The organism is Kocuria sp. CPCC 205258 (genome assembly GCF_040981005.1).
Classification (GTDB): Bacteria; Actinomycetota; Actinomycetes; order Actinomycetales; family Micrococcaceae; genus Kocuria; species Kocuria rosea.
Window position 1 is genome coordinate 31,845 of record NZ_JAVKPS010000015.1, and the last position, 24,290, is coordinate 56,134.

At 75.0% G+C, this 24,290-nt stretch carries 18 protein-coding genes and 1 tRNA gene; 9 read left to right on the forward strand and 10 right to left on the reverse strand.

Features of this window, described 5'->3' with window-relative positions:
• Positions 1-22: 22 nt before the first annotated feature.
• Together RF644_RS17450 and RF644_RS17455 are read right to left on the reverse strand one after the other, a co-directional pair.
• A complete protein-coding gene (locus RF644_RS17450) occupies positions 23-1,654 on the reverse strand; it encodes an ABC transporter substrate-binding protein (protein ID WP_368797450.1) in 1,632 nt (543 codons plus the stop codon).
• A 279-nt stretch (positions 1,655-1,933) separates the two neighbouring features.
• Positions 1,934-2,389, reverse strand: coding sequence for a hypothetical protein (locus RF644_RS17455; RefSeq protein ID WP_368797451.1), 456 nt, complete (start codon positions 2,387-2,389; stop codon positions 1,934-1,936).
• A 433-nt stretch (positions 2,390-2,822) separates the two neighbouring features.
• On the opposite strand from RF644_RS17455, the gene RF644_RS17460 reads away from it, so the two are divergent.
• The 4 genes from RF644_RS17460 to nrfD all read left to right on the forward strand — a co-directional run bounded on the left by RF644_RS17460 (position 2,823) and on the right by nrfD (position 9,591).
• Entirely contained in the window at positions 2,823-4,064 is a 1,242-nt protein-coding gene (locus RF644_RS17460; RefSeq protein ID WP_368797452.1) for a heparan-alpha-glucosaminide N-acetyltransferase domain-containing protein, read from the forward strand.
• Positions 4,065-4,145: 81 nt separating this feature from the next.
• A complete protein-coding gene (gene fdh / locus RF644_RS17465; protein ID WP_368797453.1) occupies positions 4,146-7,499 on the forward strand; it encodes a formate dehydrogenase in 3,354 nt (1,117 codons plus the stop codon).
• Positions 7,499-8,503 (forward strand): 4Fe-4S dicluster domain-containing protein, encoded by a 1,005-nt coding sequence (locus RF644_RS17470; protein ID WP_368797454.1) that lies wholly within the window; start codon positions 7,499-7,501, stop codon positions 8,501-8,503. Before fdh ends, RF644_RS17470 begins: the two co-directional genes overlap by 1 nt.
• Positions 8,500-9,591, forward strand: a complete 1,092-nt coding sequence (nrfD, locus tag RF644_RS17475; protein WP_368797455.1) for an NrfD/PsrC family molybdoenzyme membrane anchor subunit — start codon at positions 8,500-8,502, stop codon at positions 9,589-9,591. Before RF644_RS17470 ends, nrfD begins: the two co-directional genes overlap by 4 nt.
• A gap of 27 nt (positions 9,592-9,618) precedes the next feature.
• Here nrfD and selD read toward each other — a convergent pair whose 3' ends face one another.
• On the reverse strand, positions 9,619-10,638 hold the full coding sequence (gene selD / locus RF644_RS17480) for a selenide, water dikinase SelD (protein ID WP_368797456.1): 1,020 nt from the start codon (positions 10,636-10,638) through the stop codon (positions 9,619-9,621).
• A 41-nt stretch (positions 10,639-10,679) separates the two neighbouring features.
• Here selD and RF644_RS17485 point away from each other — a divergent pair.
• The 3 genes from RF644_RS17485 to selB all read left to right on the forward strand — a co-directional run bounded on the left by RF644_RS17485 (position 10,680) and on the right by selB (position 13,970).
• A tRNA-Sec gene (locus RF644_RS17485) sits at positions 10,680-10,774 on the forward strand.
• 65 nt (positions 10,775-10,839) lie between these two features.
• Positions 10,840-12,177 (forward strand): L-seryl-tRNA(Sec) selenium transferase, encoded by a 1,338-nt coding sequence (selA, locus tag RF644_RS17490; protein WP_368797457.1) that lies wholly within the window; start codon positions 10,840-10,842, stop codon positions 12,175-12,177.
• A gap of 2 nt (positions 12,178-12,179) precedes the next feature.
• Positions 12,180-13,970 carry a selenocysteine-specific translation elongation factor gene (gene selB / locus RF644_RS17495; RefSeq protein ID WP_368797472.1) on the forward strand — a complete coding sequence of 597 codons (1,791 nt, stop codon included), beginning with the start codon at positions 12,180-12,182 and terminating at the stop codon, positions 13,968-13,970.
• 36 nt (positions 13,971-14,006) lie between these two features.
• Here selB and RF644_RS17500 read toward each other — a convergent pair whose 3' ends face one another.
• The 7 genes from RF644_RS17500 to RF644_RS17530 all read right to left on the reverse strand — a co-directional run bounded on the left by RF644_RS17500 (position 14,007) and on the right by RF644_RS17530 (position 22,318).
• Positions 14,007-15,032, reverse strand: coding sequence for an electron transfer flavoprotein subunit alpha/FixB family protein (locus RF644_RS17500; protein ID WP_368797458.1), 1,026 nt, complete (start codon positions 15,030-15,032; stop codon positions 14,007-14,009).
• 66 nt (positions 15,033-15,098) lie between these two features.
• A complete protein-coding gene (locus tag RF644_RS17505) occupies positions 15,099-15,923 on the reverse strand; it encodes an electron transfer flavoprotein subunit beta (RefSeq protein WP_368797459.1) in 825 nt (274 codons plus the stop codon).
• Between the two features lie 100 nt (positions 15,924-16,023).
• On the reverse strand, positions 16,024-16,845 hold the full coding sequence (locus RF644_RS17510; RefSeq protein WP_368797460.1) for a CoA ester lyase: 822 nt from the start codon (positions 16,843-16,845) through the stop codon (positions 16,024-16,026).
• A gap of 59 nt (positions 16,846-16,904) precedes the next feature.
• Positions 16,905-17,393 carry a MaoC family dehydratase gene (locus tag RF644_RS17515; protein ID WP_031282867.1) on the reverse strand — a complete coding sequence of 163 codons (489 nt, stop codon included), beginning with the start codon at positions 17,391-17,393 and terminating at the stop codon, positions 16,905-16,907.
• Between the two features lie 10 nt (positions 17,394-17,403).
• Positions 17,404-18,564 (reverse strand): acyl-CoA dehydrogenase family protein, encoded by a 1,161-nt coding sequence (locus RF644_RS17520; RefSeq protein ID WP_368797461.1) that lies wholly within the window; start codon positions 18,562-18,564, stop codon positions 17,404-17,406.
• Positions 18,561-20,714, reverse strand: coding sequence for a biotin carboxylase N-terminal domain-containing protein (locus tag RF644_RS17525; RefSeq protein WP_368797462.1), 2,154 nt, complete (start codon positions 20,712-20,714; stop codon positions 18,561-18,563). The genes RF644_RS17520 and RF644_RS17525 overlap by 4 nt, the downstream gene beginning before the upstream one ends.
• Positions 20,711-22,318 (reverse strand): carboxyl transferase domain-containing protein, encoded by a 1,608-nt coding sequence (locus tag RF644_RS17530; protein WP_368797463.1) that lies wholly within the window; start codon positions 22,316-22,318, stop codon positions 20,711-20,713. Before RF644_RS17530 ends, RF644_RS17525 begins: the two co-directional genes overlap by 4 nt.
• 123 nt (positions 22,319-22,441) lie before the next feature.
• Here RF644_RS17530 and RF644_RS17535 point away from each other — a divergent pair, with 123 nt between their 5' ends.
• Together RF644_RS17535 and RF644_RS17540 are read left to right on the forward strand one after the other, a co-directional pair.
• On the forward strand, positions 22,442-23,116 hold the full coding sequence (locus RF644_RS17535) for a TetR/AcrR family transcriptional regulator (RefSeq protein ID WP_251355590.1): 675 nt from the start codon (positions 22,442-22,444) through the stop codon (positions 23,114-23,116).
• Positions 23,113-24,285 (forward strand): acyl-CoA dehydrogenase family protein, encoded by a 1,173-nt coding sequence (locus RF644_RS17540; protein WP_368797464.1) that lies wholly within the window; start codon positions 23,113-23,115, stop codon positions 24,283-24,285. Before RF644_RS17535 ends, RF644_RS17540 begins: the two co-directional genes overlap by 4 nt.
• Positions 24,286-24,290 lie beyond the last annotated feature (5 nt).

Consider the following 24,290-nt stretch of genomic DNA (forward strand, 5'->3'; position numbering starts at 1 on the left):
GGCGCCCCGGGTCAGGGTCGGATCACTCCGAGGTGACGACGACGTCCTCGACCTCGACGCGGCCGAAGCTGTTGACGTAGACCTCGTCCACGTTCTCCGAGTGGGCGTACTGCACGAGCCCGAAGAACAGCGGCGTGGCCGGCATGTCGGCCACGAGCAGGTCCTCGGCCTCCTGGTAGGCCTGGATCGCCGCGTCGATCGAGTCGGCGGCGTTGCCCTCCTGCAGCTTGGCGTCGAACTCCTCGTTCGAGTAGAACGTCACGTTCGAGCCGGCCGGCGGCAGGGCCGCTGTGGAGTACGTCGGGCCGAGCATGTTCTCCATGACCGGGTAGTCCATGATCCAGCCGGAGCGGAACGGGCCGGTCATGCCCTTCTCGTCCTGCTTGGGCAGGTACTCCGCGAACTGGAGGTCGCCGCGCAGCTGGTACTCGACGCCCAGGTTCTCGCGGAGCTGGTTGCCGACGGCCTGCATCCACTCCTCGTGGCCGGCGCCGGCGTTGAACCACAGGTCCACGGGCTCGGACTTGTCGAAGCCCGCCTCCTCGAGCATCCGGTTGGCCTCCTCGACGTTCAGCTCGCACGCGTCGCAGGCGTCCTCACGGTGGCCGTCGATCACGGGCGAGACGAAGGATGCGGCCGGGGTGCGGGAGCCCTGGAAGATCGCGTCGGTGATCGCCTGCCGGTCGATGGCCATGGAGAAGGCGCGGCGGACCTCCGGGTCGGTGAAGCGCTCGTCGTAGGTCGGGAAGCCGAGCGCGGTGATGTCGCCGCGCGGGGTGGTCTTGAACCGCTCGCCGAACTGGTCCTCGGCGGAGGCGATGGCGTCCGGCGGGATCATGTCGACCACGTCGAGCGAGCCGGCCTGGAGGTCGTTGTAGGCGGTGTTGATCTCGGTGTAGACGCGGAACTCCACGGCCGCAGCCTGGGCCGGCTCGTCGCCGCCGAACTCGTCGTAGCGGGTCAGCGTGATGCCCTGGCCCTCCTGGAAGGCCTCGTCCGCCTTGAACGGGCCGTTGCCGATCGGCTGCTCGCCGAAGCCCTCGGGGTCCTCGAAGAACGCCTCCGGCATCGGGAAGAACGCGGTGTAGCCGACGGTGGTCGGCCACTGCGCGTAGGGCTCGCTGAGGGTGACCTCGAAGGTCTGCTCGTCGACGACGCGCAGGCCGGACATCTCGGTGGCGGTGGGGCTCGCGCCCTCCTCGCCCTGGAGGGCGTCGTAGCCCTCGACGTTGGAGAAGAAGTAGGAGTTGCCCTGCGCGTTCTCGCTGTTGGCCACGTAGTTCCACGAGTCCACGTAGCTCTGGGCGGTCACCGGGGACCCGTCGTGGAAGGTCCAGCCGTCCTTGAGGCTGACCGTCCACGTCGTCTGGTCCTCGGACTCGATCGACTCCGCGACGCCGGTGTAGACGGCCTCGTTGGACTCCCGGTCGTACTCGACCAGGCCGGTCCAAAGCGCGTCGACGACCTGGCCGCCCTCGGTCTCGCCGGTGTTGCCGGGCAGCAGCGGGTTCTCGGGCTCGCCGATGTACACGCTGAAGGTGCCGTCGCCGCCGCCCTCGGCGGAGGTGCCCCCGCCGTCTCCCCCGCCGCACGCGGTGAGCAGCAGGGCTCCGGAGAGCGCCACTGACGTGCCCGCGATCCGCTTCGTTCTCATCGTTTCCTCCATGGGTCGATACGGGCCCGCCAGGAGTGCTGGGTTCGCAGTCCGAGGGGGACGGGGCCACGCCGGGGCGAGCACGGGGCTCGCGTCGTGGAGCACGGGGCTCCGGGTCCGACGTGACGGAGATCACCGTCCGCCGCACCCAGAAGAAATCTATGTGGTCCGTTCGGGGGACGACAGCAGACACGCCAGAAGAAACAGGAACCGCCGGTATCAGTTACCCATTCGTAACAACAAGGACGGGCTCCGAGCCCCAGCGGGGCTGAGGTCGGCTCAGCCGGCGACGGCCAGTCCCCCTGTCCCCGCCCCGGGAGCTGCGGAGCGCAGCACGGAGCGCACCTCGTCCAGCTCCGTCGCGGAGGCCTCGGCGAGGAGGCAGAGCGGGACGCCGTGCCGCGCCGCCCAGCGGATCTCGGCGTGCAGGGCCACCACCGCCCGGTCCAGTGCCCAGCGCGCCGACTCGAGGGCGCCGTCGAGGGGGGCGACGTCGAGACCGATGCCCACCTCCTCGCCGGAGGCCACGGCGTCGAGGACGTGGTCGAGCGCCCACTCCGCGGCCTCCACCTCTCCCGCCGCGGTGAAGGCCCGCTGGAGGAGCCCGGCGGGGTGCAGACCGAGGCCGTCGTCCTGGCGGTCGGGGGCAGCGTCGTCGGGGTGCTCCGGGAGCAGCGGGACGTGGACGGGGTCGACCGACCGGAACGCCGGCCGGGGGGACAGTGCACTGCTCATCATCAAACCTTCCTCAGGACCTGCGACCGCGCCCCCCGCCCGGCGCCCGGCGCAGGCCGGAGAGGCCTGCTCCCATGGAACCAGCGACCCCGGCGGACTTCCAGAGGGGCGCCGGTGAACACGTCACAAACGCCTTGTGACCTGCGACAATGCAAACGCGCCAAGTGGACAGAAGAGGATCCGGCTCCTAGGGTCGGAGGCGGCCCGAGGGGGATTCGGGACCGCCGCCGCACCGGGCCCCCGCCCGGGCGCACCGACGTCCGCACCGGCCCCTCCCCCGGCGGCCGGCCGGACGTCCCACCGGCCGGCCGCCCGGACCCCCGCGAGCCGCCCCGTCCGCGCGCACCCCCTGCGCACCCCCGCGCACGGGCCGCACCGGTCCCCGCCGGCAGCGGCCACGATCCCCTGCGCGCCCCCGCCCCCCGGAGATCCCATGAGCCGAACGTCCGAAGCCCCCACGACCGGCACCATCAGCACGACCGCTGCGGCCCCCGCCCGCAGACCCCGCCTCATCGCCGTGGACGCCGCCCGCGGCCTGGCGCTGATCGGCATGATCGCGGTCCACATCCTGCCCGCCCACGACCCCGGGACCTTCGAGCCCACCCTCCAGTGGAGCCTGTTCGGCGGGCGCGCCGCGGCGCTGTTCGCCCTGCTGGCCGGGCTGAGCCTGGCGTTCTCCTCGGGCGGGCGCACCCCGCACCGTGGCCGCGCGCTGACGGCCACCCGCGCCGGCCTGGTGGTCCGGGCCCTGCTCATCGCCGCCGCCGGGCTGGCGATCAACCAGGTCATGCCGTCCCCGGCGCCCGCGCTGGGCATCCTCGTCTACTACGGCGCGTTCTTCCTGCTCGCCGTCCCGCTGCTCGGCCTGCGGCGCCGCACGCTGGCCGCCGTCGCGGCGCTCGCAGCGGTCCTGGGCCCCGTGCTCGTGCACGTCCTCGGCCCCGCCCTGCCCCAGGCCGGGGCCGTCAACCCCACCCTCGGCAGCGCGCTCGCGGACCCGGGCGCCACCCTGGCCCAGGTGCTGCTGACCGGGACCTACCCGGCCGTGCCCTACCTGACGTACCTCTGCGCCGGTCTGCTCCTCGGCCGGACCGACCTGCACGAGGTCGTGGTGCGGGTCCGGATCGTCGTGGCCGGCGTGGTCCTGGCGCTCGGCGCCTGGTTCGTCTACTGGGTGCTGGTCCTGCAGGCCGGCGGCTACGACCAGCTGCTGCGGCACACCCCGTGGCTGAGCGAGGACCAGGTCGACGAGATCCTCGTCTGGGGCCCGAGCCCGGACCTGCCCACCTCCACGTGGTGGTGGCTGCTCACCCCCGGACCGCACAGCAACACCCCGGTGACGCTGCTCATGGACCTGGGCACCGGCCTGGCCGTGCTGGGGCTCTTCCTGCTCGTCGCGCGCCCGAACCGGCTGTGGACCACCCTGGGTGCCATGGGGGCCCGCACCCTGACCCTGTACTCGGCCCACCTGCTCGCCCTGGCCACGACGCTCCACTACGAGGACCGCGCGCTCTGGTTCGCCGTGCACGTGGCCGTGGCCGCCGGCTTCGCCGTGCTCTGGCAGGCGACGTTCGGTCAGGGACCGCTCGAGCGGGTGATCGCGGCCGCCGTCCGGGGCACCCGCCGCCTGGTCCTGGGCACCCCTTCCCGGACGGCGGAGTCCCCGCGGGGCTAGCGGGTCCCGCTCACCGGCGGGGTCCGCGCCGCGCCGCCCGCCGGTGTGGCTCCTGACACACCGGCGGGCTATGCTCCTGACATGTCACGATTCAGTCCCCTGGAGTGGCCGGTCCTCCGGCAGATCCGTTCGGGCGACCTGCTCGGTCGCGGCCCGGCGGTGACCTCGGAGCGCACCCGGACGACGAGCCCGCGCACGACCACCGCGGACCGGGTCGTGCAGAGCGTCTGCCCGTACTGCGCGGTCGGCTGCGGCCAGCGGGTGTACGTCAAGGACGAGAAGGTCGTCCAGATCGAGGGCGACCCGGACTCGCCGATCTCCCGCGGCCGCCTGTGCCCCAAGGGCGCGGCCAGCGAGCAGCTGGTCAACGCGCCCGGCCGGCAGACCGAGGTGCTCTACCGTGCGCCCCGGGCCACCGAGTGGCAGCGGCTGGACCTCGACACCGCTCTCGAGATGGTGGCCGACCGCGTCCTCGAGGCCCGCCGCAACGGCTGGCAGGACGCCGACGAGCAGGGCCGTCCGCTGCGCCGCACGATGGGCTTCGCCGCCCTGGGCGGCGCCACGCTGGACAACGAGGAGAACTACCTCATCAAGAAGCTCTTCACCGCCGCAGGAGCGATCCAGATCGAGAACCAGGCCCGTATTTGACACTCCGCCACGGTTCCCGGTCTGGGAGCCTCGTTCGGACGTGGCGGTGCCACGCAGTCCCTGCAGGACATGGCCAACGCCGACTGCATCGTCATCCAGGGCTCCAACATGGCCGAGTGCCACCCCGTGGGCTACCAGTGGGTGACCGAGGCCAAGGCCCGCGGCGCCCGGGTCATCCACGTCGACCCGCGCTTCACCCGCACCTCGGCGGTCGCTGACAAGCACGTCCCGATCCGGGCCGGCTCGGACATCGTCCTGCTCGGCGCCCTGGTCAACCACGTGCTCACCCACGACCTGTGGTTCGAGGAGTACGTGCGCGCCTACACCAACGCCGCCACGCTGGTGAACGAGGACTACCGCGACGCCGAGGACCTCGACGGGCTGTTCTCGGGGTTCGACCCGGAGACCGGCCAGTACGACATGTCCACCTGGGCATACGCCGAGAACGAGGACGGCGCCGGGGACCACGACGGCCGGGTGGACGCACCCGCGGGCGACCCCGACCACGGCGCCGAGGAGGGGGCGGAGGCCGTGGACGAGGCCGCCGGCCAGCAGCTCGGCAGCGGCGGCGCCCCGATGGAGCACGCCCGCATGCAGCGCGACGAGACCCTGCAGGACCCCCGGACGGTGTTCCAGATCCTCAAGCGGCACTACGCGCGCTACACCCCCGAGATGGTGCAGGAGGTGTGCGGCGTCTCCCCCGAGGACTTCGCGTACCTGGCCCGCTCCATCACGGAGAACTCCGGGCGGGAGCGGACCACGTGCTTCGCCTACGCCGTGGGCTGGACCCAGCACAGCCTGGGCGCGCAGTACATCCGCACCGCGTCCATCCTGCAGCTGCTGCTGGGCAACATGGGCCGCCCCGGCGGCGGGATCATGGCCCTGCGCGGGCACGCCAGCATCCAGGGCTCGACCGACATCCCCACGCTGTTCAACCTGCTGCCCGGCTACCTGCCCATGCCGGTGGCCGGCACCCACGACACGTTCGACGACTACCTGGCCGCGATCGCGTCGAAGAAGCAGAAGGGCTACTGGGCCGAGGCCGACGCCTACACGACGAGCCTGCTCAAGGCCTGGTGGGGGGACGCCGCCACCGCGGACAACGACTGGGCCTACGACTACCTCCCGCGACTGACCGGCGCGCACGGCACCTTCCAGACGCTGACGAAGATGCTCGACGACGAGGTGGAGGGCTACTTCCTGCTCGGCCAGAACCCCGCGGTGGGCTCCTCCAACGGCCGGATGCAGCGGATGGCCATGTCCCACCTCAAGTGGCTGGTGGTGCGGGACCTCAACCTCATCGAGTCGGCGACCTGGTGGAAGGACGGCCCGGAGATCGCCTCGGGCGAGCTGCGCACCGAGGACATCGAGACCGAGGTGTTCTTCCTGCCCGCGGCCACGCACGTGGAGAAGTCGGGCACCTTCACCCAGACCCAGCGGCTGCTGCAGTGGCGCCACCAGGCCGTGGCCCCGCCGGGCGAGTGCCGGAGCGAGCTGCAGTTCTTCTTCGAGCTGGGCCGGCGGATCCGGGAGCGGCTGGCCGGGTCCGGGGACGAGCGCGACCGCCCGCTGCTCGACCTCACCTGGGACTACCCCGTCGACGAGCACGGCGAGCCGGACCCCGAGGCGGTGCTCGCCGAGATCAACGGCCGGCACCTCACCGGCCCGGACGCCGGGAAGCCGCTGTCCTCGTACACCGAGATGCGGGCGGACGGCTCGACCTCCGGCGGCTGCTGGATCTACACCGGGGTCTACGCCGGCGGCGTCAACCGTGCCGCCGCCCGCAGGCCCGGCGGGGATCAGGGCCCCGCCGCGCTCGAGTGGGGCTGGGCGTGGCCGGCCAACCGTCGGCTGCTCTACAACCGCGCCTCGGCGGACCCGGAGGGCCGGCCCTGGAGCGAGCGCAAGAAGCTCGTGTGGTGGGACGAGGAGCAGGACCAGTGGGTCGGGGACGACGTGCCCGACTTCCCGCTCCACCTCGCCCCGGGCACCCGCCCCGACCCCGACGCGGGGGGAGCGGCCGCGCTCGCCGGCGACGACCCGTTCATCATGCAGGCCGACGGCAAGGGCTGGCTGTACGCGCCCAAGGGCGTGCTGGACGGGCCGCTGCCCACGCACTACGAGCCGCAGGAGTCGCCGGTCGGCAACGCCCTGTACAGCCAGCAGCGCAACCCCTCGCGGGTGCTGTTCGCCCGCCAGGACAACCTCACCGCCCCGAGCGCCGGGGAGCCGGGGGCGGACGTGTACCCCTACGTGTTCACCACGTACCGGCTCACCGAGCACCACACCGCCGGCGGCATGAGCCGGTGGCTGCCGTACCTCTCGGAGCTGCAGCCGGAGATGTTCTGCGAGGTCTCCCCCGAGCTCGCCGCCGAGTGCGGGCTGGAGCCGTACGGCTGGGCCACGATCGTCTCGCCCCGCGCGGCGATCGAGGTGCGGGTGCTCGTCACCGAGCGGATGACCCCGCTCGTGGTGCGCGGGCACACCGTGCACCAGATCGGCCTCCCGTACCACTGGGGCGTGGGCGACGACGCCGTGGTCAGCGGCGACTCCGCCAACGACCTGCTGGGCCTGACCCTCGAGCCCAACGTGCAGATCCAGGACTCCAAGGTGGGCTCGTGCCACATCCGCCCGGGCCGCCGGCCGCGGGGTCCCGAGCTGCTCGACCTGGTCCTGGAGTACCAGCAGCGCGCGGGCGCCACCGTGGAGACCGGCAACACCCGGATCGACGTCCCCGGCACCGATCCGGGCACCGACCCGACCACCGACCCGACGAGGGAGCACTGATGGGCCAGCTGGCCGGACCGACCGATCCCACGGCCGACGCGCACTGGGAGCACGCGCACGCGCGGAAGGGCTTCTTCACGGACACCTCGATCTGCATCGGGTGCAAGGCCTGCGAGGTGGCCTGCAAGGAGTGGAACCAGAACCCCCAGGACGGGGACCTCGAGCTGCTCGAGTCCTCCTACGACAACACCGGCGCCCTGGGTGCCAGCACCTGGCGGCACGTGGCGTTCGTCGAGCAGGACAGCGAGCGGATCGAGGAGGCCCGCGAGTCCGGGCGCAAGCTCGTGAGCCTGGGCATGCCGCGCGTCGGCCCGCCCGAGGCGCGCCCGCAGCCGGCCGCCGGGGACACCACCCCGCCGAACACCGAGGAGTTCCGCTGGCTGATGTCCTCGGACGTCTGCAAGCACTGCACGCACGCCGGGTGCCTCGACGTGTGCCCCACCGGGGCGCTGTTCCGCACCGAGCACGGCACCGTGGTGGTCCAGGACGACGTGTGCAACGGGTGCGGCACCTGCGTGGCGGGCTGCCCGTTCGGCGTGATCGAGCGGCGCACCGACGGCACGGCCGCCCCGCGCACGGAGCGGGACGGGCAGCCGGGCAAGCCGGACAAGCCTGCGGTGAAGAACGTGGGCGTCGCCCAGAAGTGCACCCTGTGCTACGACCGCATGGTGGACGACCAGACGCCCGCGTGCGCGCAGACGTGCCCCACGACGTCCATCAAGTACGGCGAGCACGACGACATGGTCGAGACGGCCCGGCACCGGGTCGCCGAGCTGCACGCCGAGGGGCGCACCGAGGCGCGGCTCTACGGCGCCAACGAGCTGGACGGCGTGGGCGGCACCGGCTCGGTGTTCCTGCTGCTCGACGAGCCGGAGGTCTACGGGCTTCCGCCCGACCCGCGGGTGCCGACCGCGGACCTGCCCCGGATGTACCAGCGGGCCGGGCTGGCCGCGGCGGGCATGCTCGCCGCCGCCGCCCTGGCCTTCGCGGGGGGCCGCTCGTGAGCCTGTCCGAGTTCGACGGCTACCGTCCACCCGAGCCGCCGCGCCGCCGGCGGCGGGACGGCCCGCGCCGCCGGGGCGCCGGGCAGGGCGGCGGCGACGGCTCACGGGAGATGCCGATGGTCCCGGAGCCGGAGTTCGGCTCCTACTACGGCCGCCCGGTGGTCAAGCCGGCGCCCTGGGGCCACGAGGTCGCCGCGTACCTGTTCCTCGGCGGAGTGGCCGGCGGCTCCGCGCTGCTCGCGCTCGGCGGTCAGCTCACGGGCCGTGCCGAGCTGCGCCGCAACGCCCGGCTGGGGTCGGTGACCGCGCTCGGTCTCGGCGGCGCGGCGCTGGTCGCGGATCTCGGCCGCCCGGAGCGCTTCCTGCACATGCTGCGCACGTTCAAGCCGACCTCGCCGATGAGCATGGGCACGTGGATCCTCAGCGCGTTCGGGGCCGGCATGGGGACCGCGGTCGCGGCCGAGGTGGACCGGATGACCGGCTCCCGTCTTCCGCTGGGCCCGCTGCGCCCGGTGCTGCGCGCCGTGGAGGGCCCGGCCGGCGTCGAGGCCGCGGTCTTCGCCGGCCCGCTCGCCGCGTACACCGCGGCGCTGCTCTCCGACACGGCGACGCCCACCTGGAACGCCGCCCGCGAGGACCTGGCGTTCGTTTTCGTGAGCTCGGCGAGCCTCGCCTCGGGCGGTCTGGCGATGGTCACCACCTCGGTCGGCGAGGCCGGCCCCGCCCGGCGGCTGGCCGTGCTGGGCGTGGCCGGTGAGCTGATCGCCACGAAGCTGATGGAGCGCCGGATGGACCCGGTGGCGGCCGAGCCGCTGCACCACGGCCAGGCCGGGACCATGCTGGCGTGGAGCGAGCGGCTGGCGGTCGCCGGCGGTCTCGGCACGCTGCTGGGCGGGCGGCACCGGGCCGTCGCCGCGGTCTCGGGGCTGGCGCTGCTGGCGTCCTCGGCGCTCACCCGGTTCGGTGTGATGGAGGCCGGTCTGCACTCGGCCGTGGACCCCCGCTACACGATCGAGCCGCAGAAGGCCCGGCTGGCCGCCCGGCGCGCCGCCGGGATCACCGACGACTCGATCACGACCGTCGGCTGAGCGCCCGGCGCCGTGCCCCGGCGGGGCTCAGCGCACGTGGAGTCCGGACCCGGCCACGGTGTGGCCCACCACGGGGTACCCCGGCACCTCGCCGACCACGAGCAGGCCGCCCGAGGTCTGCGCGTCGGCCAGCAGGAGCAGGTCGTCCTCGGTGACACCGGTCCCCGCCCGCAGGTGCGGTCGCACCCAGTCCAGGTTGCGGCGGGTCCCGCCGGAGACGTAGCCGTCCCGCAGCGCCTCGGCCGCGCCCTCCACGAGGGGCACGGCGCTCCGGTCGAGCACCGCGCCCACCCCGGAGGCACGGCACATCTTGTGCAGGTGCCCGAGCAGGCCGAAGCCGGTGACGTCCGTGGCCGCCCGGGCCCCGGCCGCCAGCGCCGCCTCGGCCGCGTCCCGGTTGAGCCGGGTCATCGTGGCGAGCGCCTCGGCGAAGACCTCGCCGGTCGCCTTGTGCCGGTTGTTGAGCAGTCCCACGCCGATGGGCTTGGTGAGGGTCAGGGGCAGCCCCGGTGCGGCGGCGTCGTTGCGCAGCAGCCGATCCGGATGCGCCACGCCGGTCACGGCCATGCCGTACTTCGGCTCCGGGTCGTCGATGGAGTGTCCCCCGATCACCGGGCACCCCGCCGCGGAGGCGACCGCCAGGCCGCCGCGGAGCACCTCGGTCATCAGCTCCATCGGCAGCACGTCGCGGGGCCAGCCCACGAGGTTGATGGCCATGACCGGGCGCCCGCCCATGGCGTAGACGTCCGAGAGCGCGTTCGCGGCGGCGATCCGGCCCCAGTCGTAGGCGTCGTCGACCACCGGGGTGAAGAAGTCGGCGGTGGACAGCACCGCGAGGTCCTCGCGCACCAGGACGGCCGCGGCGTCGTCGCCGTCGTCGAGACCGACCAGCACGCCGTCCCCCGCCTGGCCGGTGAGGCCCCGGACCGCGTCCTCGAGCTCGCCGGGCGGGATCTTGCACGCGCATCCGCCGCCGTGGGCGAAGCCGGTCAGGCGGACCGTCCCGGGCGCGGGCAGGGGCGGGGTCGGCGTCCGGGTCTGTTCCATGCCGTCAGCCTACTGGTGACGGCGGTGCTAGGTTGGGTGCCGGAGGCGTCCGGGTCCTGGTGGGCCCCCCGGTCTTCAAAACCGGTGAGGCCGAGCACCTCGGCCTGGCGGGTTCGATTCCCGTCCGCCTCCGCCAAACTCTTGCGCCGCCCACCCGCGCACCGACCACCCGCACCGCGTGCCGCCCGACGAGGAGGGACTGTGGCCCTGGACGACCCGCGCCGCCTGATCCCGCGCACCGACCAGCTCCTGGCCCTGCCGTCCGTCCGCCGGGCGCTCGAGCGGCTGAGCGAGGACGTCGTCCGCGCGCTGGTGCGCGAGACCCAGGACCGGGCGCGGCGCGGTGAGATCGCCCCCGGCGAGGTCGAGCCGGCGGTGCTCGCCGCGCTCGGGGCCCGCTCCGCCTCGAGCCTGACGCCGGTGCTCAACGCCACCGGCGTGGTGGTGCACACCAACCTGGGCCGCGCCCCGCTGTCCGCGGCGGCGCTCGACGCGCTGGTCACGGCCGGTGGGTACGTCGACGTGGAGCTCGACCTGGTGAGCGGCACCCGTTCCCGCCGCGGCGCCGCCGCCCGGGCGGCCCTGCTCGCCGCCTGCCCACCCGCCGAGGACGCCCTGGTCGTCAACAACGGCGCGGCCGCCCTCGTGCTGGCCACCACGGCCCTGGCCGCCGGCCGCGAGGTGGTGATCAGCCGCGGCGAGCTCGTCGAGATCGGGGCCGGCTTCCGGCTGCCGGAGCTGATCGAGTCGACCGGCGCCCGGCTGCGCGAGGTGGGCACGACCAACCGGACCCACCTGCGCGACTACGCCGAGGCGATCGGCCCGGAGACCGGCTGCCTGCTCAAGGTGCACCCGAGCAACTTCCGGCTGGAGGGGTTCACCGCGGGCGTCGAGGCCAGCGAGCTGCGGCCGCTGGCCCGGGCCCACGGCCTGCCCCTCGTGGCGGACCTCGGCAGCGGGCTCCTCACCCCGGACCCGCAGCTGCCGTCCGAGCCCGACGCCGCCTCGGCCCTCGAGGGCGGCGCCGACCTCGTCATCGCGAGCGGCGACAAGCTGCTCGGCGGCCCGCAGGCCGGGCTGCTGCTCGGCGGCTCGGACGCCGTCGCCCGGCTCGCCGCCCACCCCCTCGCCCGGGCGGTCCGCGCCGACAAGCTCGCGCTCGCCGCCCTGGAGGCCACGCTCACCGGGGGGCCCGCCCCGGTCACGACCGCGCTGCACGCGGACCCGGACCGGCTCCGCGACCGGGCCGAACGGCTCGGCGCGGCCCTCGGCGCACCCGTGGTCGCCCACGACGGCCGTGTCGGCGGCGGCGGCGCGCCCGGCGTGCCCCTGCCGGGGTGGGCGGTGCGGCTGCCCGAGGCGGCGGCCCCGCTGTTGCGCACCGGCCGCCCCGCCGTGCTCCCCCGGGTCCACGACCGCGCGTGCCTGCTCGACCTGCGCTGCGTGCCCGAGTCCGAGGACGAGCGCCTGCGCGCGGCGGTGCAGGCGGCCCTGACCGCCCTCGCCGGTGCGGACGGCGGCCCGGGAGGGGCCCGGTGAGCGTGCACGTCGTCGCCACGGCCGGGCACGTCGACCACGGCAAGAGCACCCTGGTGCGGGCCCTCACCGGCATGGAGCCCGACCGGTGGGAGGAGGAGCGCCGCCGCGGGCTGACCATCGACCTGGGCTACGCCTGGACCGCGCTGCCGTCCGGGCGCGACGTGGCCTTCGTGGACGTCCCGGGCCACGAGCGCTTCCTCGGCAACATGCTCGCCGGTCTCGGCCCGGCTCCCGTCGTCTGCTTCGTGGTCGCCGTCGACGAGGGCTGGCAGGCCCAGTCCGGCGACCACCGCGACGCCGTCGCGGCCCTCGGCATCGAGCACGGCGTGGTGGTGCTCACCCGCGCCGACCGGGCCCCCGGGCGCACCGGCGAGGTGCTCGCCCAGGTCCGCGCGGAACTGGCCGGGACCGGTCTGCACGACGCGCCCGTGGTCACCGTCTCGGCCCTCGAGGGCACGGGCCTCGACGAGCTGCGCGCCGTCCTCGACGACGTCCTGGCGCGGGCTCCCGCCCCCGCCCAGGGGCGGCTGCGGCTGTGGGTGGACCGGTCCTTCACGATCACCGGTGCCGGCACGGTGGTGACCGGCACGCTGGCCGCGGGATCGCTCCGGCAGGGCGACCGGCTGCACCTGCTCGGCCACGGCGGGGCCGTGCCGGTCGTGGTCCGGGGCATGCACAGCCGAAACGTGGCCCACACCGCACTGGAGCCGTGCACCCGCGTGGCGCTCAACCTGCGGGGGGTCTCCGCCTCCGACGTGCACCGCGGCGACGCCCTGGTCACCCCGGACACGTGGCCGCTCACGGACGTCCTCGACGTCCGCCGGGCCACCGGCCCCGCCCTCACCGACACGGCCGAGCACCTCGTGGTCCACGCCGGCACCGCGGCCGTGCCCGCCCGGCTGAGCCCGTTCGACGACGACCACGCCCGGCTGGTCCTGGACCGGCCCCTGCCCCTGGTCCTCGGGGACCGCCTGGTGCTCCGCGACCCCGGCAGCCGCTCGGTGCTCGGCGGCGCCCAGGTCCTCGACGCCGACCCGCCCGCGCTGCGGCGGCGCGGCGACCGGGCGCGCCGCGCCGTCCGGCTCGCCGGCACGGACCTCCGCGGGGACGTCGGCGCGGAGGTGGCCCGCCGCGGCGCGGTCCAGGCGCAGCACCTGCACCGCCTCGGGCTGGTGCCCACCGCGGACGCCGCCCCGCCCGGCGACGTGCGCGCGCTCGGCGGCTGGTGGGTGCACGCCCCCGTGCTCGAGTCCTGGACGCAGCGACTGCGCACCGCCGTGGAGGAGCTGCACGCCCGGGACCCCCTGGCCGCGGGGCTCTCGCGGGGCGCCGCCCGCGATCTGCTCGCGCTGCCCGACGCCGCGCTGGTCGACCCCGTGGTCCGCGGCGCCGGCCTGGAGCAGGGCGGCGGGCACATCCGGTCCCCACACCACCGCGGCGGCCTCGGCGCCCACGAGACCGCGGTGCTCGAGCTGGAGCGGCGGCTCGGGGCCGAGCCCTTCCGGAGCCCGGAGGCCGACGACCTGACGGCGCTGCGGCTCGGCGCCCGCGAGCTCGCCGCGGCCGAGCGCACCGGCCGGCTGCTCCGGCTGGGGGACGGCGTCGTGCTGCTCCCCACCGCCCCCGCCCTGGCGATGCGCGAGCTCGCCCGGCTGCCGCAGCCCTTCACCACGAGCCAGGCGCGCCAGGCGCTCGGCACCTCCCGGCGCGTCGCGATCCCGCTGCTCGAGCACCTCGACGCCCGCGGCTGGACCCGGCGGCTGGACGCCGGCCACCGGACCGTGGCGCGCTGAGCCCACGGCCCGGGACGGGGCCCCGCCGCCCGGTTCCTATCCGCGCAGCGCCCTGAGGTGCTCGACCGCCTGGGGCAGCACCTTCTGCAGGTCGCCCACGATGCCGAGGTCGGCGATCTCGAAGACCGGCGCCTGCTCGTCCTTGTTCACGGCCACGATCGTGCCCGCCGTCTGCATCCCGGCGCGCTGCTGGACGGCCCCGGAGATCCCGCACGAGACGTAGAGCTGCGGGGAGACGGTGCGCCCGGTCTGGCCCACCTGCGCCTCGGGGCCGATCCACCCGGCGTCCACCGCCGCGCGGGAGGCCCCGATCGCCCCGCCGAGGACGTCGGCGAGCGCCTCGAGCGGCCCGAAGTCCCCGCCCGTGCCGCGGCCGCCGGCCACGACCACGCGCGCCTCGCCCAGCGCCGGGCGCCCGGAGGCCGGCAGCGCGGACCGGCCCACCACCCGGGCCGCGGGCACGGTGTCCTCGAGCGCGTGCGTGCGCACCCGCGGGCGCCGCACCCCGGCCGGCGCCGCAGCAGCGACGTCGGCGGGGACGTCGGCGGGGACGTCGGCGGGGACGTCGGCGGGGACGTCGGCGGGGAGCTCGACCGAGTTGGGGCGGACGGTCGCGATCAGCACCGGGCTCGTGGCCCGGCACCGGGTGGTCCACCCGCCGGCGAGGACGGACTTGGTGGCGACGAGGTCGGCGCCGAGGGCGACCACGTCGGTGACCACCCCGGCCCCGAGCCGCACGCCCAGGCGCGCGGCGACGTCCTTGGCCTCGGGGGTGGCGGCGAGCAGCAGCGCCGTGGCGCCGGTCTCCCGGGCGGCGGCCTCCGCGAGCGCGACCGCCGGCGTGGTGAGCCGGTCGCCGGGCCCGCCCTCCGGGGCGTGCACGGTGCCCACCCCGTGGGCGGCGAGCTCGCCGAGCAGGGCGTCGCCGGGCGCGTCCGGCACGACGACGTGCGTCTCGCCCAGCGTGCCGGCGAGCACGAGCAGCTCCCGGTCGGCGCGGCGCAGCCGGTCCGTGGTGGCCAGCACCACCAGTGCGACGGTCGTGGTCGTGGTCGTGGTCATGGTCGTCCTCCTCCTGCCCGGCGGGCGGGCGCGTGCAATGGGGGTCCGGCGGGGTCGGCCGGGTGCTCAGACGAGCTTCCGGGCCACGAGGAACTCGGCGAGGCGGATGCCGCCCTCGCCGTCGTCGGCCACGACCTCCCCGGCGGTCCGGGGCGGGCGCGGCACGGCGTCGAGCACCTCGGTGAGCGAGCCGGCGAGGCCCACGTCCCCGGCGTCCAGGCCGAGGTCGGCGACGGACCACGTCTGCACGGGCTTCTTCTTGGCCGCCATGATCGCCTTGAAGTTGGGGTAGCGCGGGGTGTTGACCTGGTCCGTCACGGCCACGAGCGCCGGCAGCTCCGCGGCGACCCGGAGGGCCTCGGTCTCGGTGTGCCGGACGGCCGTGAGCGAGGCGCCGTCCTCGGCCAGCGCCAGGGAGCTCGCGAAGCCGACGTGGGCGAGACCGAGCCGCTCGGCGAGCTGACCGGGGACCAGGGACGTCTCGCCGTCGGTGGAGGCCATGCCGGTGAGCACGAGGTCCACGGCCCGGTCCTCCGCCGCGGCGATCCGCTGCACCGCCGCGGCGAGCACCCGCGCGGTGACCCAGGCGTCGGAGCCGACCAGGGCGTCGTCGAACACGTGGAACCCGGCGTCGGCGCCCAGCTGCAGGGCGCGCTTGAGCGCGTCCGTCGCGCCCGCGGGTCCCAGGGTGAGGGCGAGCACGCGGTGCCCGGCCGCCGCGCCCCCGTGCGTCTCGACGATCTGCGCGGCGGCCTCGAGGGCGTACTCGTCGAGCTCGGAGAGGATCCCGGACGCGCGCTCGAGCAGGGGCGGGCTCCCGGCGAGCACGCGGTCCCCCGCCGCGTCGGGAACGTGCTTGACGGGGACGACGATCGTCAGGGGCTGGCTCATGGTCTCCTCCGGACGGGACGGGGATGGGCGGGACGGGGCGGGAACGGGCGGTCCGTGCGGACGGGCGGGGTCTCAGGCGTCCGCGCGGACGGACGGGGTCTCAGGCGTCCGCGCGGCGCACGAGGCGCTCGGCGTGGCGGATCAGGGGTTCGTCGACCATCCGACCGCGGAACGCGAAGACGCCGGGGGTGCGGCGGGCGGCGGCGAGCAGCTCCCGGGCCGCGGCGACCTCCTCGGGGCCGGGCCGGTAGGCGGCGCGGACGGTCCCGACCTGCCCGGGGTGGAGGCAGGCGGTGGCCGCGAAGCCGGAGGCCACCGCGTCGAGGGCCTCCTCGCGCAGCCCGTCGTGGTCGGCGAGGTCGACGTGCACCGCGTCGATCGCGGGCCGGCCGGCGGCGCCGGCCGCGAGCAGGACGGCGGAGCGGGCGTGGCGGGCCACGTCCCGGTAGGCGCCGTCCCGGCGCCGGGACGAGCTGCCGCCGAGCGAGGCCACGAGGTCCTCGGCGCCCCACATCAGCGCGACCACGTTGGGGGACCGGGCGATCTCGGCCGCGTTGACCACGCCCTCCGCGGTCTCGCACAGCGCGACGACGCGGTGCAGGCCCAGCTCGGCGGCGACGGCGAGCCGCTCCGCGGAGGCGGTCTTGGGCAGCATCACGGTGGTGTACCCGGTGTGCCGCAGGGCGACGAGGTCGTGGGCGAAGTCCTCGGTGTCCTCGGCGTTGATCCGCACAACCGTGCGGGCGGGGTCCAGGGGCGTGGCCACGAGGGCGTCCCGGGCGGCGGGCTTGGCGGAGGGCGCCACGGCGTCTTCGAGGTCCAGGATCACGGCGTCGGCGCGCTCGGCCGCCTTGGCGTAGCGATCGGGGCGGTCGGCCGGGCAGAACAGCAGGGCGGGTCCGAGGGTGAACGGGTCGGTCATCGGGGCTCCTTGGCCGGGGGTCGCGGCGGGGTGTCGCGGTGGGGCTTCACGGTGTGCTGTCACTGCGGGGCGGCGTCGCGGGACCACACGAGCACCGAGCGGGTGCACTCGGCCACCACGACCCCCTCCTGGTTGCGGCCCACGTGCTTCACGCGGACGATGCCCTGCCCGGGCCGGGAGGCCGAGGGGCGGGCGCCGAGTACCTCGGAGGACGAGTACAGGGTGTCCCCGTGGAAGAGCGGGTGCGGGAAGGCGACCTCCTCGAAGCCCAGGTTCGCCACGATGGTGCCCTGGGTCAGCTGGGCCACGGACGCCCCCACGATGGTCGAGAGGGTGAACATGGAGTTCACGAGCCGCCGGCCGAAGGGCTGGCGCCCGGACCACGCGGCGTCCAGGTGCAGGGACTGGGTGTTCATGGTGAGGGTCGTGAACAGCACGTTGTCCGCCTCGGTCACGGTCCGGCCCGGGGCGTGCTCGTAGACGGTGCCGACCTCGAACTCCTCGAACCACAGCCCGCGCTGGCGGACCACCCGGCGCTCCTCGGTCACGACGGCCCCCTCAGAGTCCGAGCTCGCGGGCGATGAGCATGAGCTGCACCTCGGTGGTGCCCTCGCCGACCTCGAGGATCTTGGCGTCCCGGTAGTGGCGGGCCACCCGGAAATCGTTGATGAACCCGTAGCCGCCGAAGACCTGGGTGGCGTCCCGGGCGTTGTCCATCGCGGCCTCCCCGGCCACGAGCTTGGCGATCGCGGCCTGCGTCTTGAACGGCCGCCCGGCGAGCATCCGGGACGCGGCGTCGTAGTAGGCCAGCCGGGCGGTGTGGGCGCGGGCCTGCATCCGGGCGATCTTGAAGGAGACGGCCTGGTTGTCCCCGATGGGCCGTCCGAAGGACTGCCGCTCCCGCGCGTAGCGCACGGACTCCTCGACGCAGCCCTGGGCCGCGCCCGTGGCCAGGGCCGCGATGGCGATGCGGCCCTCGTCGAGGATGGACAGGAAGTTGGCGTAGCCGCGGCCCTCCTCCCCCAGCAGGTTCTCCTCGGGGACGCGGACGTCCTGGAGGGACAGCGGGTGGGTGTCCGAGGCGTTCCAGCCGACCTTGTCGTAGGCCTTCTCGGCGCGGAAGCCGGGGGTGTCCGTGGGGACGATGATCGTGGAGATCTCCTTGCGCACCCGCCCGTCCGGCAGCTCCGTGGTGCCGGTGACCGCGGTGACGTTCACCAGGCGGGTGATCGCCGTGCCGGAGTTGGTGATGAACTCCTTGGCGCCGTCGATCACCCACTGCCCGTCCTCCCGCTTCGCGGTGGTGCGGGTCCCGCCGGCGTCCGAGCCGGCCTCCGGCTCGGTGAGCCCGAACCCGGCGAGCGCCTTGCCCGCGGCGAGGTCGGGGAGCCACCGCTGCTTCTGCTGCTCGGTGCCGAAGCGGTGGATGGGCATGGCGCCCAGCGACACCCCGGCCTCGAGGGTGATGGCCACGGACTGGTCGACGCGGGCGATCTGCTCCAGCGCCAGGCACAGGGCGAAGTAGTCCCCGCCCATCCCCCCGTACTCCTCGGGGAAGGGCAGGCCGAACAGGCCCATCTCCCCCATCTGCGCCACGATGTCGTAGGGGAACTCGTGCGCGGCGTCGTACCGCGCGGAGACCGGGGCGATCACCTCGTCGGCGAAGTCGCGGACGGTGTCGGAGAGGTCCTGGTACTCCTCGTCGAGCTCGAAGTTCATGGGGTGCGCTCCTGGTCGGTCGGACGGGGGTCGGTCTGCGGGCGGGTGCCGGGGGCCTCCGGGGCGCCGCCGGGCGTCCCGTCGAGAGCGCCGTCCGGCACGTCGTCGCGGGCGTCCCCGGGGACCGGTGCGGTCACGCCCTCGGGGACGACGTCGGGGACCACTCGGGCGAGCAGCTGGTGCAGCGCCACGCGGTCACCGGCCCGCACGGAGAGCTCGGCGGTGCCGGCGGTGGGGGCGGTCAGGCGGTGCTCCATCTTCATGGCCTCGACCACCACCACGGTCTGCCCCTCGGCGACCCGGTCCCCGGTGGCGGCCGGGACGGCGACCACGGTGCCGGGCATGGGCGAGTGCAGCTCCGGGGCGGCGGGCCCGGCCGTGCGCTCGAGGGCGGCCAGCGACCGCTCGAGCCGGGCCTCGCGGGTCAGCACCCGGAGCTCGTAGGCGCAGCCGTCCTCGCCCACCCAAACGCTGTCCGTGCCCGCGGCCACGTGGACCACCCGCGCGGCCCCGCCGCTCTCGAGCAGGTGCGCGGCCGGGCGGCCAGGCATCGGCGTCAGGCGCACGGCGGGGTCCACGGCGGTCCGCCGGGGCTCCTCGAGCCCGTGGGCCAGCACCACCGCGGGCCGGGCGCGGCCGGCGGCCCGCCAGCCGTCCGGGCGGGACCAGGGGCCCGTGTCCCCGGCGGGGCGCGGGTCAGCGGGCCGGTGCCGCGCGAGGTGGGCGGCCGCGGCGGCGAAGTGGCTCTCGTCGGGTGCCGTGAACTCCAGCTCCGGCAGGCGCCGCTCGATGAGGGTCGTGTCCATGACCCCGGCGCGCACCCCGGGATCGGCCAGCAGGGCGCGCAGGTACTCGGTGTTGGTGCCCACCCCGAGCACCACGGTGTCCGCCAGGGCCAGGTCGAGCCGGTCGAGGGCCTGGGCCCGGTCGGCGCCCCAGGCGACGACCTTGGCGAGCAGCGGGTCGTAGTCCGAGCCCACGGTCAGCCCCGGCGCCAGCGCGGAGTCCACGCGGATCCCCGGGCCGAAGGCCTCCTCCAGGGCCAGCACGGTGCCGGCGGTGGGCAGGAAGCCGCGGGCCGGGTCCTCGGCGTAGAGCCGGGCCTCGACCGCGTGGCCGGTGAGCACCACGTCCTGCTGCACCAGGTCCAGCGGCTCCCCCGCGGCGACGCGGATCTGCTGCGCCACGAGGTCCGTGCCGGTGACCAGCTCGGTGACGGGGTGCTCCACCTGCAGGCGGGTGTTCATCTCCATGAAGTAGAAGGTCCCGGGCTGCGCGGCGGGCACCAGGAACTCCACGGTGCCCGCACCGGTGTAGTCCACGGAGCGGGCCACCCGGCAGGCGGCCTCCCCGATCCGCTCCCGGGTGGCGGGGTCCAGCAGCGGCGAGGGCGCCTCCTCGATGACCTTCTGGTGCCGCCGCTGCAGGGAGCACTCCCGCTCCCCCAGGTGGACCACGGCCCCGTGGGCGTCGGCGAGGACCTGCACCTCGATGTGCCGCGGGGACTCGACGAGCTGCTCGAGGAGCAGGGTGTCGTCCCCGAAGGCGGCCGCGGCCACCCGGCGGGCCGTGGCCAGGGCCTCCGGCAGCTCGTCCGGGGCCGCCACCACGTGCATGCCCTTGCCGCCGCCCCCGGCCGAGGGCTTGATCAGGATCGGGTACGTCATCCCGGCGGCCGCGGCCGCCAGGGCGTCGTCGTCGAGACCGGGCTCGGAGACCCCGGGGACCGTGGGCACCCCGGCGGCGGACACGTGCCGCTTGGCGCGGATCTTGTCGCCCATCGTCTCGAGGGCCTCCACGCCGGGGCCGATGAACACGATCCCCGCGTCGGCGCACGCCCGGGCGAAGGCGGCGTTCTCGGACAGGAACCCGTAGCCGGGGTGGATCGCCTGCGCGCCGGTGGCCCGCGCCGCCCCGATCACGGCGTCGATGCGCAGATAGCTCGCGGCCGGGGCCGCCGGGCCCACGCACACGGCCGTGTCGGCCTCCCGCACGTGCACCGCGTCCCGGTCGGCCTCGCTGTAGACCGCGACCGAGCGGATCCCCAGCGCCCGGAGCGTGCGCAGGACCCGGCGGGCGATCTCCCCGCGGTTGGCCACGAGGACGACGTCGAAGCGGCGCGGCGGCGTGCCGGCGGTCACGGGGATCACATCCTGAAGAGGCCGAAGGCCGGCTCGGGCAGCGGGGTCCGGGAGCAGACCTCGAGGGCCAGCCCGAGCACCTCCCGGGTGTCGGTGGGGGCGATCACGCCGTCGTCCCAGAGCCGGGCGGTGGAGTACCAGGGGCTGCCCTGGGCCTCGTACCGGGCCCGGACGGGCGCCATGAACGCCTCGCGCTCGGCCGGGTCCCACTCCTGCCCGCGGGCGGCCACCTGGTCGGCCTTCACTGTGGCCAGCACCGAGGCGGCCTGGGCCCCGCCCATCACCGAGATCCGCGCCTGGGGCCAGAGGAACAGGAAGCGCGGGGAGTAGGCCCGCCCGCACATGGAGTAGTTGCCGGCCCCGAAGGAGCCGCCGATCACCACGGTGAGCTTGGGCACCCGGGTGGTGGCCACGGCCGTGACCATCTTGGCGCCGTGCTTGGCGATGCCTCCGGCCTCGTAGTCGCGGCCTACCATGAAGCCGGTGATGTTCTGCAGGAACAGCAGGGGGATCCCGCGCTGGTCGCACAGCTCGACGAAGTGGGCGCCCTTCAGCGCCGACTCCGCGAAGAGCACCCCGTTGTTGGCCACGATGCCCACGGGGTGTCCGTGGACGTGGGCGAAGCCGGTGACCAGCGTGGTGCCGTACTCGGCCTTGAACTCGGCGAAGCGGCTGCCGTCCACGAGCCGGGCGATGACCTCGTGCACGTCGTAGCCGGAGTTGGGGTCGACCGGCACCGCCCCGGGGAGCTCGTCCTCGGCCACGGCCGGGGGCGCGGGCTCCCCCACCGGCCAGGCCCGCGGGCCCGGCGGCGGCAGGGTCGCCACGATGTCCCGGACGATCTGCAGGGCGTGGGCGTCGTTCTCGGCGAGGTGGTCGACCACCCCGGACGTCCGGGCGTGCAGCTCCCCGCCGCCGAGCTCCTCCGCGGTGACCTCCTCGCCGGTGGCGGCCTTCACCAGCGGCGGCCCGCCCAGGAAGATCGTGCCCTGCCCGCGCACGATCACGGTCTCGTCGCTCATCGCCGGGACGTAGGCCCCGCCCGCGGTGCAGGAGCCGAGCACGGCCGCGATCTGCGCGATGCCCGCCGCCGAGAGGTGGGCCTGGTTGAAGAAGATCCGCCCGAAGTGCTCCCGGTCCGGGAAGACCTCGTCCTGCAGCGGCAGGTACGCCCCGCCCGAGTCGACGAGGTAGACGCAGGGCAGCCGGTTCTCCAGGGCGATCTCCTGGGCGCGCAGGTGCTTCTTGACCGTCATCGGGTAGTAGGTGCCGCCCTTGACCGTGGCGTCGTTGCACACGACCATCACCTGCCGGCCGTGGACCAGGCCGATCCCGGCGATCAGGCCGGCCCCCGGGCACTCGTCGTCGTACATCCCCTCCGCGGCCAGGGCGCCGAGCTCCAGGAAGGGGCTGCCCTCGTCCAGCAGGTGATCCACCCGCTCGCGCGGCGGCAGCTTGCCGCGCGCCACGTGCCGCCGCCGGGAGGCCTCGGGCCCGCCCTGCGCCGCCCGCTCCAGGCGCAGGTTCAGCTCCTCGGCGAGTCCCTGCTGTGCGGCGGCGTTGGCGGCGAACTCCGCGCCGCCCGGATCGACCTGGGTGCTCAGCACGCGCATGGGTTCCCTCCGCTCCGGGCCGGCCGTCCGGGATGCCATTTCGGTTAATCGCGACTAACTTGGGGTTCAGGTTAGTGGTGGCTCACTAGAATGTCCAGGAATCCGACCCCGAGAGCAGGATCCGTGACCCAGACCCAGCGCGGCCCCGGCCCGTCCACCACCGTGCGCGGGCAGGCCAAGGCTCGGCGGCGCCAGGACCTCCTGGCCGCCTCCGCCACGCTCTTCGCCGAGCGCGGCTTCGCCGGCGTCTCGATCGACGACATCGGCGCCGCCGCGGGGGTCAGCGGGCCCGCGGTCTACCGGCACTTCCCGAGCAAGCAGGCGGTCCTGGGCGCGATCCTGCTCGAGGTCAGCCACGACCTGCTCGACCGGGGCCGCGAGGTGGTGGCCCGCTCCCCCGATCCGGCCCGGCGGCTGCGGGCGCTGATCTCCTTCCAGGTGGAGTTCGCGCTGCACCGTCCCGCAGTGATCGTGGTGCAGGACCGGGAGCTGCCGAACCTGACCGAGGAGGACCGCCGCGCGGTCCGCGTCCTGCAGCGCGGCTACGTGACGCTGTGGGTGGACGCCCTGCAGGAGCTGGCCCCGGCGCGCGACGTCGCGGAGCTCACCTTGCGCGCCCAGGCCGCCTTCGGGCTCATCAACTCGACCCCCCACTCCCTGCGGACGGCCCACCGGCTGCGCGCCCCGCAGGACGCGGGGCGGCTCGACGCGGCCCGGGCCGCCCTCGAGGAGATGACTTGGGCCGCGCTGCGCACCGCGTTCGCCCCGACCCCCACCAGCACAGGAGGCACCCCGTGACCGAGACCCCGGCGTTCTACGAGGAGGAGCACGAGGAGTTCCGCGAGGTGGCCCGCGAGTTCACGACCCGCGAGGTGGCCCCGCACTACGCCATGTGGGACGCCCAGCACATGATGCCCCGCAGCCTGTGGACGGCCGCCGGCGGGGCCGGCCTGCTCGGCCTCGCCGTGCCCGAGGAGTTCGGCGGCATGGGCTTGACGGACTACCGGTTCCGCGCCGTGCTCGACGAGGAGCTGGTCCGCCAGGGCGCCCTCGGCGTGGCCCTGGCCCTGCACCTGCACGACGACTGGGTGCTGCCCCACCTGCTCGCCCACGGCACCGACGAGCAGAAGCGGCGGTGGCTGCCGCGCATGCTCACGGGGGAGCTCGTCACCTCCGTGGCCTGGACCGAGCCGGGCGCGGGCTCCGACCTGCGCGGGGTGCGCACCCGGGCCGTGCGCGACGGCGAGGAGTGGGTGCTCACCGGTCAGAAGACGTTCATCGGCAACGGGATCAGCGGGGACGCCGCCCTCGTCCTGGCGCGCACGGACGGGGGGACCGGGCGCGCCGGGGAGGATGCCCTCAGCCTGTTCCTGGTGCACAAGGCGGACTCCCCCGGCTACGAGACGGGCAAGCAGCTCGACAAGATGGGGGTCAGGGCCTCGGACACCGCCGAGCTGTTCTTCGAGGACGTCCGGGTCCCGGCGGCGAACCTCGTCGGCGCCGAGGGCGGCGGGCTGCGGCAGATCCAGCAGGTGCTGCCGCAGGGGCGGCTGGCGGTCGCCGTGGCCGCGAGCGCCGTCGCCCGCTCGACCCTGGCGGACACCCTCCGGTACACCGGCGAGCGCACGGCCTTCGGCTCCCGGGTGCTGGACTTCCAGCACACCCGGTTCGAGCTCGCGGAGCTGACGGTCGAGGTGGAGGTCGTCGAGGCCTACGTGCAGCGGGCGGTGCACGCGTTCAACGCGGGGACCCTCGATGTGGTGGGGGCCTCCAAGGCCAAGTACTGGGCCGGCGAGCGGGCGCGGTCCGTCACCGACCGGTGCCTCCAGCTGCACGGCGGCTACGGGTACATCCTCGACTACCCGGTGGCGCAGGCCTATCTCGCGGCCCGGCTGCTGACGATCTTCGGGGGCACCAGCGAGATCCTGCGGGAGACCATCGGGCGGGCCGTGGCCGGCGAGGCGTGAGGATC

Coding starts and splice junctions, on each gene's coding strand:
- RF644_RS17500 (WP_368797458.1), bottom strand. CDS start 15,032: ATGACCACGACCACGACCACGACCGTCGCACTGGTGGTGCTGGCCACC.
- selD (WP_368797456.1), bottom strand. CDS start 10,638: ATGGAACAGACCCGGACGCCGACCCCGCCCCTGCCCGCGCCCGGGACG.
- RF644_RS17520 (WP_368797461.1), bottom strand. CDS start 18,564: ATGAACTTCGAGCTCGACGAGGAGTACCAGGACCTCTCCGACACCGTC.
- RF644_RS17455 (WP_368797451.1), bottom strand. CDS start 2,389: ATGAGCAGTGCACTGTCCCCCCGGCCGGCGTTCCGGTCGGTCGACCCC.
- RF644_RS17460 (WP_368797452.1), top strand. CDS start 2,823: ATGAGCCGAACGTCCGAAGCCCCCACGACCGGCACCATCAGCACGACC.
- RF644_RS17450 (WP_368797450.1), bottom strand. CDS start 1,654: ATGAGAACGAAGCGGATCGCGGGCACGTCAGTGGCGCTCTCCGGAGCC.
- RF644_RS17505 (WP_368797459.1), bottom strand. CDS start 15,923: ATGAGCCAGCCCCTGACGATCGTCGTCCCCGTCAAGCACGTTCCCGAC.
- RF644_RS17530 (WP_368797463.1), bottom strand. CDS start 22,318: ATGCGCGTGCTGAGCACCCAGGTCGATCCGGGCGGCGCGGAGTTCGCC.
- RF644_RS17510 (WP_368797460.1), bottom strand. CDS start 16,845: ATGACCGACCCGTTCACCCTCGGACCCGCCCTGCTGTTCTGCCCGGCC.
- RF644_RS17470 (WP_368797454.1), top strand. CDS start 7,499: ATGGGCCAGCTGGCCGGACCGACCGATCCCACGGCCGACGCGCACTGG.